Here is a 12,209-nt window from a genome sequence, read left to right as displayed (position 1 = left end):
AGGCTTTGTGGCCTCAAGCGTTGAAGTGGCAGACTGACGGCATGGATTTTTCTGCCCGTTATGTTGCCCTGGGGGACTCGTTCACCGAGGGTGTTGGAGACGACGATCCCGCCCGCCCCAACGGCGTTCGCGGCTGGGCCGACGTCGTTGCCGGGCAGCTCGCCTACAGCAACCCGGACTTCGGCTACGCCAACTTGGCTATCCGAGGCCGGAAGCTCCGGCAGATCATGGCGGAGCAGGTTGATGCAGCCGTCGCGATGAAACCAACTTTGGTGACGTTGTATGCGGGGGCGAACGACATCTTGCGGCCCAAGATCGATATCGACTCGCTTTTGGAGGAGTACGACGCCGGTATCGCCAAGTTGAGCGCGTCGGGAGCCACAGTGGTCCTCTTCACGGGCTTTGATGCGAAGGGCTCGAAGGTTTTCAGCGCCATGCGCGGCCGCACTGCGATCTACAACGAACTGGTGCGCGAAATCGCCGAAAACCACGGCGCCCTCCTAGTGGACTATTGGCGGTTCGACGAGTACGACGACTGGCGGCTCTGGGGTGAGGATCGCATGCACATGTCCACCGCAGGCCACGTCAACATGGCAAAGCGCGTCTTGGATGTCCTCGAGCACGAGCACGTCATCGAGGTTCCCGAACTGGCGCCGGTCCGACTGATGAACCGCGTTGAGGCATTGAAAGCAAACGCACGATGGTTCCGCGAATCCGCGGCGCCATGGGTTGCCCGCCGCGTGCGTGGAGTGTCCTCCGGCGACGGTTTGAGCCCGAAATACCCGGAGTTGATCCGGCCGCTGTAATCCGGGCTGCCGGGCGACCCGCCAAGGTTGAGTCGGTGTTCCGGCAGTGGACGCCAAGGGCTTATGATGCCGGATTGGTCTTAATTTGGCCTGACCCGTAGAATAGTTAGGCGCTAGGTAGTGCGGATCGTGTGCAATTGCTCCGGTTGGTGGTGACTGTCGGTTTTACTGACGTCCCGGTGGCCGGTAGTTAGGGGCTCAAGTTGCGTGCATTCCTGTATTCGCCCGGTATCCCAGGATCTATTCCAGTGATTATCACTGCCCGGTCCTGAGGCCAACCTTCTTCGCCGCACTTGCTGCGGAAACTACCGAAATGGTTTGGACCCGGATGCGGACGCTGCCTGTCGCACGGCAACGCAGGAACATCTGCACGCCGTTACATTCAATCTTTGGAGGAGAGTCATGGCAGCACACTGCCAAGTGACCGGAGCCGAGCCGGGCTTTGGACACAGCATTTCGCACTCGCACCGTCGCAACAAGCGTCGGTTCGACCCGAACATTCAGAAGAAGCGCTACTGGGTTCCGTCCCTGCGCCGTAACGTCACGCTGACCCTGTCAGCCCGTGGCATCAAGACAATCGACGTACGCGGCATCGACTCAGTCGTCGCCGACATCCTGGCACGAGGAGTAAAGCTCTAATGGCAAAGGACAAGGACGTACGTCCGATCATCAAGCTGAAGTCCACCGCGGGCACCGGTTACACCTACGTAACCCGCAAGAACCGTCGTAACGATCCTGACCGCCTGGTCTTGAAGAAGTACGACCCCAAGATCCGCCAGCACGTCGAATTCCGAGAGGAGCGCTAAACACATGGCAAAGAAGTCAAAGATTGCTCGCAACGAGCAGCGCAAGGTCATTGTTGAGCGTTACGCTGCCAAGCGTCTCGAACTGAAGAAGACCCTGGTTGACCCCAACGCGACTGACGAAGCACGCGAAGCTGCACGCCTCGGCCTGCAGAAGCTGCCCCGCAACGCCTCCCCGATCCGTCTGCGTAACCGCGACCAGATCGACGGCCGTCCCCGCGGCACGCTCCAGAAGTTCGGTATCTCCCGTGTTCGCTTCCGCGACATGGCTCACCGCGGTGAGCTCCCGGGCATCACCAAGTCTTCCTGGTAATCACGAAGCTCTAAAAGGGCCGGCAACCGTTACGGTTGCCGGCCCTTTTTGCGTTAAGGGTCTTTACCCGCCCCGTTCCGACGCTCTCTCACTTCCCTCGGGTTTGAGCCCGTCGCTCGCTCACTTCCCTCGGGCTTGAGCCCGTCGCTCGCTCACTTGCCTCGGGCTTGGGCCCGTCGCTCGCTCATTTCCCTCGGGTTTGAGCCCGTCGGTCTCTCACTTCCCTCGGGTTTGAGCCCGTCGCTCTCTTACTTCCCTCGGGCTTGGGCCCGTCGCTCGCTCATTTCCCTCGGGTTTGAGTTGAACGTTCGACGGCGGTGGTGGGCCTAGGCGCACTGCGTTGGGTTGGTGGATGGCCGGGTCTTGTGACGGGCTTCACGTGGGCTGGTTTTGGCTGGTTTTGGTTGGTTTGGGGTCGCAATGGTGGTTTTTGGCCTGTGTTTGTGGGGGTTTCGGGTGGTGTTGGTGATGATTTGTGCCCGAGCTTATGGACGTGTAATGTCTTCTGAGTCGCCGCGAGTGAGACAGCCTGGAGCTGAGAACTGCGGAGGCCAGCCCCCTTGATAACAGCCTGGAAAATGGCACGCTTCTAAGTGTGCCTTGTGCCGGGTGGGGCCGGGACTTGGATCGAAAATCGCGGAAACGCTGATTTGCGAATATCCGGTTGATCGGGTAAGTTTGAAAAGTTGCTCCGGAGCGATCCTGGCCCCTTGTGTGGGGTTTGGTGGTGCCGGGTGTGTCTGTTGTTTGAGAACTCAATAGTGTGCCAAGTTTGTTGATACCGATTGTTTTTCAATTGGTTGAAATTATGGCTGGATCATTATGCACCCCCGTGTGTGGTGGTCTGGTTTTCAGCTGGTTTCGAATTTTGTGCAGCCGCGTTCTACCGTTATTTCCGGTGGGTGTGGTTGTGTCTGTTTGGTTTTGTTTTACTTCAACGGAGAGTTTGATCCTGGCTCAGGATGAACGCTGGCGGCGTGCTTAACACATGCAAGTCGAACGATGATCCCAGCTTGCTGGGGGATTAGTGGCGAACGGGTGAGTAACACGTGAGTAACCTGCCCTTGACTCTGGGATAAGCCTGGGAAACTGGGTCTAATACCGGATACGACCATCTGGCGCATGTCATGGTGGTGGAAAGCTTTTGTGGTTTTGGATGGACTCGCGGCCTATCAGCTTGTTGGTGGGGTAATGGCCTACCAAGGCGACGACGGGTAGCCGGCCTGAGAGGGTGACCGGCCACACTGGGACTGAGACACGGCCCAGACTCCTACGGGAGGCAGCAGTGGGGAATATTGCACAATGGGCGCAAGCCTGATGCAGCGACGCCGCGTGAGGGATGACGGCCTTCGGGTTGTAAACCTCTTTCAGTAGGGAAGAAGCGAAAGTGACGGTACCTGCAGAAGAAGCGCCGGCTAACTACGTGCCAGCAGCCGCGGTAATACGTAGGGCGCAAGCGTTATCCGGAATTATTGGGCGTAAAGAGCTCGTAGGCGGTTTGTCGCGTCTGCTGTGAAAGACCGGGGCTCAACTCCGGTTCTGCAGTGGGTACGGGCAGACTAGAGTGCAGTAGGGGAGACTGGAATTCCTGGTGTAGCGGTGAAATGCGCAGATATCAGGAGGAACACCGATGGCGAAGGCAGGTCTCTGGGCTGTAACTGACGCTGAGGAGCGAAAGCATGGGGAGCGAACAGGATTAGATACCCTGGTAGTCCATGCCGTAAACGTTGGGCACTAGGTGTGGGGGACATTCCACGTTTTCCGCGCCGTAGCTAACGCATTAAGTGCCCCGCCTGGGGAGTACGGCCGCAAGGCTAAAACTCAAAGGAATTGACGGGGGCCCGCACAAGCGGCGGAGCATGCGGATTAATTCGATGCAACGCGAAGAACCTTACCAAGGCTTGACATGAACCGGAAAGACCTGGAAACAGGTGCCCCGCTTGCGGTCGGTTTACAGGTGGTGCATGGTTGTCGTCAGCTCGTGTCGTGAGATGTTGGGTTAAGTCCCGCAACGAGCGCAACCCTCGTTCTATGTTGCCAGCGCGTTATGGCGGGGACTCATAGGAGACTGCCGGGGTCAACTCGGAGGAAGGTGGGGACGACGTCAAATCATCATGCCCCTTATGTCTTGGGCTTCACGCATGCTACAATGGCCGGTACAAAGGGTTGCGATACTGTGAGGTGGAGCTAATCCCAAAAAGCCGGTCTCAGTTCGGATTGGGGTCTGCAACTCGACCCCATGAAGTCGGAGTCGCTAGTAATCGCAGATCAGCAACGCTGCGGTGAATACGTTCCCGGGCCTTGTACACACCGCCCGTCAAGTCACGAAAGTTGGTAACACCCGAAGCCGGTGGCCTAACCCTTGTGGGGGGAGCCGTCGAAGGTGGGACCGGCGATTGGGACTAAGTCGTAACAAGGTAGCCGTACCGGAAGGTGCGGCTGGATCACCTCCTTTCTAAGGAGCTGCTAACAGCTGGTTGCTGCGCCTGCATGGGTGTGGTGGTGGTTGTCAGTGTTGCCCATTGCGCAGGCGTCTGTTCTGCGGTGGGTGCTCATGGGTGGAATATCAACGAATCAAACTTGTTTGGCATGGCCTTCACTGGTTGTGTCCTGGTGCCAGTACGGCGACCTGTGCCCCTTGTGGGTGTGGTGTTGTTTGGAACGCGTCGGGGCGTGGATTGTGTGGGGTTGTGTTTGGCGCACTGTTGGGTCCTGAGGCAACAGGACCTTTTTGCAGCAATGCATGGGGGCATCTTCTGGTGTTTCTTTTGTTCCTGCTTCCGGTAGCACTGTTCATCGTGCACGGCCCCGCTTTGGTGTGGGTTGTGGTGGGTGGTGGTCTGGTTGACGGGGTTGTTGTTTGAGAACTACATAGTGGACGCGAGCATCTAGAACACGCACGTGGCTGATCGTCTTTACCCTTTTGGGTGGGGTGGTTGGTGTGTGTGTTCTTACAGCAATTTCTTATGAATGAACCTGGCCCTTGTGGTCGTGGTTCTCTCGAGTAAGTTTATTGATCTTGTGTGGTCAAGTTTTTAAGGGCACACGGTGGATGCCTTGGCATTAGGAGCCGAAGAAGGACGTAGGAATCTGCGATAAGCCTGGGGGAGTTGATAACCGAGCGTTGATCCCAGGATGTCCGAATGGGGAAACCCCGCACAACGCTGCAAGGTGATTGTGTGACCCGCATCTGAACACATAGGGTGCGTGGGGGGAACGCGGGGAAGTGAAACATCTCAGTACCCGCAGGAAGAGAAAACAATAGTGATTCCGTTAGTAGTGGCGAGCGAACGCGGATCAGGCTAAACCGTTTCCATGTGTGATAGCCGGCGGGCGTTGCATGGGCGGGGTTGTGGGACTTTCCGTTCTGGTTCTGCCGGACCAGTGAGGTGAGGTGCAGGCATAGGTGAACGGTCTTGAAAGGCCGGCCAGAGAGGGTGTGAGCCCCGTAACCGTAATGTTGTGCACGGCCTGGGGAGTATCCCAAGTAGCACGGGGCCCGAGAAATCCCGTGCGAATCTGTCAGGACCACCTGATAAGCCTAAATACTTCCTAATGACCGATAGCGGACCAGTACCGTGAGGGAAAGGTGAAAAGTACCCCGGGAGGGGAGTGAAACAGTACCTGAAACCGTGTGCTTACAATCCGTCGGAGCAGTCGTGAGTAATCACAAGTAACTGTGACGGCGTGCCTTTTGAAGAATGAGCCTGCGAGTTAGTGTTACGTCGCGAGGTTAACCCGTGTGGGGTAGCCGTAGCGAAAGCGAGTCTGAATAGGGCGAGTGTAGTGGCGTGATCTAGACCCGAAGCGGAGTGATCTACCCATGGCCAGGTTGAAGCGACGGTAAGACGTCGTGGAGGACCGAACCCACTTCAGTTGAAAATGGAGGGGATGAGCTGTGGGTAGGGGTGAAAGGCCAATCAAACTCCGTGATAGCTGGTTCTCCCCGAAATGCATTTAGGTGCAGCGTTGCGTGTTTCTTGCCGGAGGTAGAGCTACTGGATGGCCGATGGGCCCTACAAGGTTACTGACGTCAGCCAAACTCCGAATGCCGGTAAGTCAGAGCGCAGCAGTGAGACTGTGGGGGATAAGCTTCATAGTCGAGAGGGAAACAGCCCAGACCACCAACTAAGGCCCCTAAGCGTGTGCTAAGTGGGAAAGGATGTGGAGTTGCGAAGACAACCAGGAGGTTGGCTTAGAAGCAGCCATCCTTGAAAGAGTGCGTAATAGCTCACTGGTCAAGTGATTCCGCGCCGACAATGTAGCGGGGCTCAAGTACACCGCCGAAGTTGTGGATTTCACATAATGCCCTAGCCTTCGTGGTTCAGGGGTGTGGAGTGGTAGGGGAGCGTCGTGTGGGCAGTGAAGTCGCGGTGGAAACCAGCGGTGGAGCCTACACGAGTGAGAATGCAGGCATGAGTAGCGAAAGACGGGTGAGAAACCCGTCCGCCGAATGATCAAGGGTTCCAGGGTCAAGCTAATCTGCCCTGGGTAAGTCGGGACCTAAGGCGAGGCCGACAGGCGTAGTCGATGGACAACGGGTTGATATTCCCGTACCGGCGAAAAACCGCCCATGCCAAGCGGGGGATACTAACCGCCCGGAGCCTGCCCGCTCACCCTTGTGGTGTTGTGGGTTTTGGCCGAGCGCGGGACCTGATCCCGGGAGGTAAGCGTATTAACAGGTGTGACGCAGGAAGGTAGCCGGGCCGGGCGATGGTTGCCCCGGTCTAAGGATGTAGGGTCAGGGATAGGCAAATCCGTTCCTGTGTGCTTCGAGCACGATCCTGAGATCTGATGGGACCCCCGTATGGGGGGATCCGGTGATCCTATGCTGCCAAGAAAAGCATCGACGCGAGGTTTTAGCCGCCCGTACCCCAAACCGACACAGGTGATCAGGTAGAGAATACCAAGGCGATCGAGAGAATTATGGTTAAGGAACTCGGCAAAATGCCCCCGTAACTTCGGGAGAAGGGGGGCCTGCCCCGTGATGGAGACTTGCTCTCCGTGAGCGGGTGTGGGCCGCAGAGACCAGGGGGAAGCGACTGTTTACTAAAAACACAGGTCCGTGCGAAGTCGCAAGACGATGTATACGGACTGACTCCTGCCCGGTGCTGGAAGGTTAAGAGGACCGGTTAGCCACTTGTGGCGAAGCTGAGAATTTAAGCCCCAGTAAACGGCGGTGGTAACTATAACCATCCTAAGGTAGCGAAATTCCTTGTCGGGTAAGTTCCGACCTGCACGAATGGAGTAACGACTTCCCCGCTGTCTCAACCATAAACTCGGCGAAATTGCAGTACGAGTAAAGATGCTCGTTACGCGCAGCAGGACGGAAAGACCCCGAGACCTTTACTATAGTTTGGTATTGGTGTTCGGAGTGGCTTGTGTAGGATAGGTGGGAGACGTTGAAACCCGGACGCCAGTTCGGGTGGAGTCATCGTTGAAATACCACTCTGGTCACTTTGGACATCTAACTTCGGCCCGTGATCCGGGTCAGGGACAGTGCCTGATGGGTAGTTTAACTGGGGCGGTTGCCTCCTAAAAAGTAACGGAGGCGCCCAAAGGTTCCCTCAGCCTGGTTGGCAATCAGGTGTCGAGTGTAAGTGCACAAGGGAGCTTGACTGTGAGAGAGACATCTCAAGCAGGGACGAAAGTCGGGACTAGTGATCCGGCGGTACATTGTGGAATGGCCGTCGCTCAACGGATAAAAGGTACCTCGGGGATAACAGGCTGATCTTGCCCAAGAGTCCATATCGACGGCATGGTTTGGCACCTCGATGTCGGCTCGTCGCATCCTGGGGCTGGAGTAGGTCCCAAGGGTTGGGCTGTTCGCCCATTAAAGCGGTACGCGAGCTGGGTTTAGAACGTCGTGAGACAGTTCGGTCCCTATCCGCTGCGCGCGCAGGAAATTTGAGAAGGGCTGTCCTTAGTACGAGAGGACCGGGACGGACGAACCTCTGGTGTGTCAGTTGTACTGCCAAGTGCATCGCTGATTAGCTACGTTCGGATGGGATAACCGCTGAAAGCATCTAAGCGGGAAGCTCGCTTCAAGATGAGATTTCCATACACATTATGTGTGAGAGGCCCCCAGCCAGACCACTGGGTTGATAGGCCGGATGTGGAAGCGAGGACTAAAGACTCGTGAAGCTGACCGGTACTAATAGGCCAACAACTTACACCACACAAAACACACTGCACGCGTCCACTATGTGGTTCCCGAACAACAACCCGCTTGTTCCAGGAACCAACAACTAAATAACAACACCACAGTTGTAACCACCACAGATTTCCCACCCCGAAAAACAGCCCACACCAGGCAAAAACACCGGGGACGGGTAACAAGGTTACGGCGGTCATAGCGTGGGGGAAACGCCCGGTCCCATTCCGAACCCGGAAGCTAAGACCCACAGCGCCGATGGTACTGCACCCGGGAGGGTGTGGGAGAGTAGGACACCGCCGGACAACCATTAGGTAGAGACCCCCCAACCCACCACGGGTCGGGGGGTCTCCCGCATTTAACAACCACCCCAAAACAAAAGCCTCCACCACCCACGGAGGCTTCACCCCTTTAACCACCAAACTCACGCCGACACAGCAGCCACCTCAAGCGGCCTAAGGTAGTGATCAACGCGGCCGAGGTCCGCCACGCCGTTTCCGGCAGCCCGTTCTTGTCTGGCCGGTTCCAAGGCACCCAACGCCCGGCGGATCACAGAGGGCTCGCCCAGTTCGCTCGTGCCGCTGGGCCAGCCGGTCTACCGCATCGGCTTGGTGCTGGCTGAGCTGGTGTCATTCACGGCGCACAATGCCTGCATACGAATCAGCCGCCCGTTGATTTCAGAGGTGGGCGAATCGGCGTCGAACGCTGTTGTTATCGGCTCCTGGCCGATTTCGGCGCGATCTGCTGCAAGCCCGGCTGAGGTGAAGGTCTGCATAAACCGGGCGCTCAGGGCGAAACAGAGCAGTTGCGCGTCCCCTAATCTCCTGGCGATTGCCTCCGCTTCGCTGACTTCCGGGTAGCGAACGCCGGTGCCCCGGGATTCCATGGCTAGGTGGCCAGGAGACGGGCGCGGCTTCGGTCGTTGAGGCCTGGGTTGGGCGGCAAGCGCATCCTCCGCAGCGGCAATCACGACGGCGGCAGCAGCTGGTTCATCCGGGCGCCAACCCCGGGTACGTCGTAGCCGCCGATGACGCTGGCAGCGAGTGTGGGATCGTTCAGCTCTGCAGCAGCTTGGATGGCCGCTATGCGTTGGGTGCGAGCTGTCTCAAGAATGCCGGCGACTGCCAAGCTGCCGAACACAGCGTTCGAGGCTTCCAGCTGAACCCTCGTGCCGCGTCTGGAATAGGCGGTGGCAGTCAAAGCCAAGCCGAGGGGTTCCACGCGGTGCATGGCGACGGCCTCCGCCGGCCGGCCGCAGTCCAGACATGCGGAGGCAAAGCGCTCGACGCGGCCTGCCGCAGCCCGGTAAGTCGTTTCACCTTTGGGAGGGCCCGTGGCCGCTCGGCGAATTCATGAAAGGCTGCGCCCCGCCAGTCGCGGAGTGCAGTGGAGAAGAGTGGTTCGGCCTGGTTAGGCGTTGCTCCAACTGCTCGGGTCACTACCACCCCAAACCTCCAGGCATCAACGGCATTGAGATCGAGTCGAAAGGCGTACCCATCACGCACTGTAACGAGCATGCCAAGGTTCCCCTGCGCCGGCGCTTGGACACGTGAAGCCGTGTGGTCGATCGTTGCCGACTACCGGGCTTCTGCGGGAATCGACGTCGCGCATGATCTCGCCGATAGGAACGCTGGACGCAGCCTGTGCATGCCTTTGATGCATCAGGATTGGGGAGGGGTGCTGGGCTATGACGCCGCCTCCCTATGGGGTGCGTGGGTGCCCGACCTTGCACACATGACGGTAAACACTGGCCACTTCATGGCTGAGGAGAATCCGGCGGCGGTGGTCGCGGCCATGCGCGAGTTGATGGAGCGCTAAGAACCAGCGTCCGACGGCGGTTGGTGGGGTTTTGGGGGTGTGTGGGGTGGGGTTGGGGGTGGATTTGCGTTGGGGGTGTGGGGCGTGTATTGTTTTCTGAGTCGCCGGGTGCGAAACGGAAAGCCGGAAGGTGTGTACGGTTCGGTAGGCGGCCAAAAATAACTCTTCTTTTCCAATGGCCCTGTTGGGTGCGCTGATTTTGTGGTGTGCTGTGGGTGATGTTTTGAGGGGTCTGTTGTTTGAGAACTCAATAGTGTGCCAAGTTTGTTGATACCGATTGTTTTTCAATTGGTTGAAATTATGGCTGGATCATTATGCACCCCCGTGTGTGGTGGTCTGGTTTTCAGCTGGTTTCGAATTTTGTGCAGCCGCGTTCTACCGTTATTTCCGGTGGGTGTGGTTGTGTCTGTTTGGTTTTGTTTTACTTCAACGGAGAGTTTGATCCTGGCTCAGGATGAACGCTGGCGGCGTGCTTAACACATGCAAGTCGAACGATGATCCCAGCTTGCTGGGGGATTAGTGGCGAACGGGTGAGTAACACGTGAGTAACCTGCCCTTGACTCTGGGATAAGCCTGGGAAACTGGGTCTAATACCGGATACGACCATCTGGCGCATGTCATGGTGGTGGAAAGCTTTTGTGGTTTTGGATGGACTCGCGGCCTATCAGCTTGTTGGTGGGGTAATGGCCTACCAAGGCGACGACGGGTAGCCGGCCTGAGAGGGTGACCGGCCACACTGGGACTGAGACACGGCCCAGACTCCTACGGGAGGCAGCAGTGGGGAATATTGCACAATGGGCGCAAGCCTGATGCAGCGACGCCGCGTGAGGGATGACGGCCTTCGGGTTGTAAACCTCTTTCAGTAGGGAAGAAGCGAAAGTGACGGTACCTGCAGAAGAAGCGCCGGCTAACTACGTGCCAGCAGCCGCGGTAATACGTAGGGCGCAAGCGTTATCCGGAATTATTGGGCGTAAAGAGCTCGTAGGCGGTTTGTCGCGTCTGCTGTGAAAGACCGGGGCTCAACTCCGGTTCTGCAGTGGGTACGGGCAGACTAGAGTGCAGTAGGGGAGACTGGAATTCCTGGTGTAGCGGTGAAATGCGCAGATATCAGGAGGAACACCGATGGCGAAGGCAGGTCTCTGGGCTGTAACTGACGCTGAGGAGCGAAAGCATGGGGAGCGAACAGGATTAGATACCCTGGTAGTCCATGCCGTAAACGTTGGGCACTAGGTGTGGGGGACATTCCACGTTTTCCGCGCCGTAGCTAACGCATTAAGTGCCCCGCCTGGGGAGTACGGCCGCAAGGCTAAAACTCAAAGGAATTGACGGGGGCCCGCACAAGCGGCGGAGCATGCGGATTAATTCGATGCAACGCGAAGAACCTTACCAAGGCTTGACATGAACCGGAAAGACCTGGAAACAGGTGCCCCGCTTGCGGTCGGTTTACAGGTGGTGCATGGTTGTCGTCAGCTCGTGTCGTGAGATGTTGGGTTAAGTCCCGCAACGAGCGCAACCCTCGTTCTATGTTGCCAGCGCGTTATGGCGGGGACTCATAGGAGACTGCCGGGGTCAACTCGGAGGAAGGTGGGGACGACGTCAAATCATCATGCCCCTTATGTCTTGGGCTTCACGCATGCTACAATGGCCGGTACAAAGGGTTGCGATACTGTGAGGTGGAGCTAATCCCAAAAAGCCGGTCTCAGTTCGGATTGGGGTCTGCAACTCGACCCCATGAAGTCGGAGTCGCTAGTAATCGCAGATCAGCAACGCTGCGGTGAATACGTTCCCGGGCCTTGTACACACCGCCCGTCAAGTCACGAAAGTTGGTAACACCCGAAGCCGGTGGCCTAACCCTTGTGGGGGGAGCCGTCGAAGGTGGGACCGGCGATTGGGACTAAGTCGTAACAAGGTAGCCGTACCGGAAGGTGCGGCTGGATCACCTCCTTTCTAAGGAGCTGCTAACAGCTGGTTGCTGCGCCTGCATGGGTGTGGTGGTGGTTGTCAGTGTTGCCCATTGCGCAGGCGTCTGTTCTGCGGTGGGTGCTCATGGGTGGAATATCAACGAATCAAACTTGTTTGGCATGGCCTTCACTGGTTGTGTCCTGGTGCCAGTACGGCGACCTGTGCCCCTTGTGGGTGTGGTGTTGTTTGGAACGTGTCGGGGCGTGGATTGTGTGGGGTTGTGTTTGGCGCACTGTTGGGTCCTGAGGCAACAGGACCTTTTTGCAGCAATGCATGGGGGCATCTTCTGGTGTTTCTTTTGTTCCTGCTTCCGGTAGCACTGTTCATCGTGCACGGCCCCGCTTTGGTGTGGG

7 protein-coding genes and 4 rRNA genes are annotated in these 12,209 nt (G+C 57.5%); 9 read left to right on the top strand and 2 right to left on the bottom strand.

From position 1 onward, the window contains the following. Window positions 1-41: 41 nt before the first annotated feature. The 7 genes from KCX59_RS20140 to rrf all read left to right on the top strand — a co-directional run bounded on the left by KCX59_RS20140 (window position 42) and on the right by rrf (window position 8,381). On the top strand, window positions 42-806 hold the full coding sequence (locus KCX59_RS20140) for an SGNH/GDSL hydrolase family protein (protein ID WP_091463440.1): 765 nt from the start codon (window positions 42-44) through the stop codon (window positions 804-806). A 402-nt stretch (window positions 807-1,208) separates the two neighbouring features. Continuing rightward, window positions 1,209-1,445: a 50S ribosomal protein L28 gene (rpmB, locus tag KCX59_RS20135; protein WP_011776361.1), complete on the top strand. Its 237-nt coding sequence runs from the start codon at window positions 1,209-1,211 to the stop codon at window positions 1,443-1,445. Continuing rightward, entirely contained in the window at window positions 1,445-1,612 is a 168-nt protein-coding gene (gene rpmG / locus KCX59_RS20130) for a 50S ribosomal protein L33 (protein WP_003798558.1), read from the top strand. Before rpmB ends, rpmG begins: the two co-directional genes overlap by 1 nt. 4 nt (window positions 1,613-1,616) lie before the next feature. After that, window positions 1,617-1,922, top strand: coding sequence for a 30S ribosomal protein S14 (rpsN, locus tag KCX59_RS20125; protein WP_011776360.1), 306 nt, complete (start codon window positions 1,617-1,619; stop codon window positions 1,920-1,922). Window positions 1,923-2,856: 934 nt separating this feature from the next. Further along, window positions 2,857-4,377: ribosomal RNA gene (locus KCX59_RS20120) — 16S ribosomal RNA — on the top strand. A 570-nt stretch (window positions 4,378-4,947) separates the two neighbouring features. Beyond that, window positions 4,948-8,101 (top strand): 23S ribosomal RNA (locus tag KCX59_RS20115). Between the two features lie 163 nt (window positions 8,102-8,264). Then, window positions 8,265-8,381: ribosomal RNA gene (gene rrf / locus KCX59_RS20110) — 5S ribosomal RNA — on the top strand. Window positions 8,382-8,671: 290 nt separating this feature from the next. On the opposite strand, the gene KCX59_RS20105 is transcribed toward rrf, so the two are convergent. Continuing rightward, the gene (locus KCX59_RS20105) at window positions 8,672-8,962 is read right to left on the bottom strand and encodes a hypothetical protein (RefSeq protein ID WP_256871311.1); all 291 of its coding nucleotides are present in this window, start codon (window positions 8,960-8,962) and stop codon (window positions 8,672-8,674) included. Between the two features lie 80 nt (window positions 8,963-9,042). Next, window positions 9,043-9,306, bottom strand: coding sequence for a hypothetical protein (locus tag KCX59_RS20100; RefSeq protein WP_256871310.1), 264 nt, complete (start codon window positions 9,304-9,306; stop codon window positions 9,043-9,045). Window positions 9,307-9,591: 285 nt separating this feature from the next. Here KCX59_RS20100 and KCX59_RS20095 point away from each other — a divergent pair, with 285 nt between their 5' ends. Further along, on the top strand, window positions 9,592-9,894 hold the full coding sequence (locus KCX59_RS20095; protein ID WP_256871309.1) for a hypothetical protein: 303 nt from the start codon (window positions 9,592-9,594) through the stop codon (window positions 9,892-9,894). Between the two features lie 426 nt (window positions 9,895-10,320). Further along, window positions 10,321-11,841: ribosomal RNA gene (locus KCX59_RS20090) — 16S ribosomal RNA — on the top strand. The 16S, 23S and 5S rRNA genes sit together here, the layout of an rRNA operon. Window positions 11,842-12,209: the final 368 nt, after the last annotated feature.

Origin of the sequence: Paenarthrobacter nitroguajacolicus, from assembly GCF_051027655.1 — a bacterium.
Lineage (GTDB): Bacteria > Actinomycetota > Actinomycetes > Actinomycetales > Micrococcaceae > Arthrobacter > Arthrobacter nitroguajacolicus.
Note: the sequence above shows the minus strand (reverse complement) of the source record. Positions and strands in the feature narration are given on the sequence as shown.

What these genes read in the sequence shown, in the direction of transcription:
- KCX59_RS20100 (WP_256871310.1), bottom strand. Translation starts at nt 9,306, where the DNA reads ATGCACCGCGTGGAACCCCTCGGCTTGGCTTTGACTGCCACCGCCTAT.
- KCX59_RS20140 (WP_091463440.1), top strand. Translation starts at nt 42, where the DNA reads ATGGATTTTTCTGCCCGTTATGTTGCCCTGGGGGACTCGTTCACCGAG.
- rpmG (WP_003798558.1), top strand. Translation starts at nt 1,445, where the DNA reads ATGGCAAAGGACAAGGACGTACGTCCGATCATCAAGCTGAAGTCCACC.
- KCX59_RS20095 (WP_256871309.1), top strand. Translation starts at nt 9,592, where the DNA reads ATGCCAAGGTTCCCCTGCGCCGGCGCTTGGACACGTGAAGCCGTGTGG.
- KCX59_RS20105 (WP_256871311.1), bottom strand. Translation starts at nt 8,962, where the DNA reads ATGGAATCCCGGGGCACCGGCGTTCGCTACCCGGAAGTCAGCGAAGCG.
- rpsN (WP_011776360.1), top strand. Translation starts at nt 1,617, where the DNA reads ATGGCAAAGAAGTCAAAGATTGCTCGCAACGAGCAGCGCAAGGTCATT.
- rpmB (WP_011776361.1), top strand. Translation starts at nt 1,209, where the DNA reads ATGGCAGCACACTGCCAAGTGACCGGAGCCGAGCCGGGCTTTGGACAC.